This is a genomic window from Stutzerimonas stutzeri, from assembly GCF_000935215.1.
In the GTDB taxonomy this organism is placed as follows: domain Bacteria; phylum Pseudomonadota; class Gammaproteobacteria; order Pseudomonadales; family Pseudomonadaceae; genus Stutzerimonas.
The window spans coordinates 1-307 of record NZ_JXXD01000368.1 but is presented as its reverse complement, the minus strand read 5'-3'; the positions used below and the strand labels follow the sequence as shown (position 1 = coordinate 307).

The window sequence follows — 307 nt, the reverse complement described above, 5'->3', positions numbered from 1 at the left end:
CGGCGCTGGACGAAACGGGCGTGGCCCGCGCCGCCACCGAATCGGTGCTGGAGAACGGCAGCGATGCGGTGTTCGCCGCGCTGTTCTGGTTCGCCGTCGCCGGTGGGCCGGGTGTCGTGCTCTATCGCCTGAGCAACACCCTGGATGCCATGTGGGGCTACCGCAATGCGCGTTTCGAGCGCTTCGGCTGGGCCGCGGCGCGGATCGACGATGCGCTCAACTATGTTCCGGCGCGGCTGGTGGCGCTGACCTATGCGCTGCTCGGGCGGACCCGCCAGGCCCTGTATTGCTGGCGCAGGCAGGCGCC

General features: G+C 70.4%; 1 protein-coding gene. It reads left to right on the top strand.

Translation table 11 applies throughout. The features are described 5' to 3' along the window. Positions 1-307, top strand: a 307-nt coding sequence (gene ampE, locus LO50_RS23445) for a regulatory signaling modulator protein AmpE (protein WP_044316542.1), incomplete at both ends; no start/stop codon positions are given.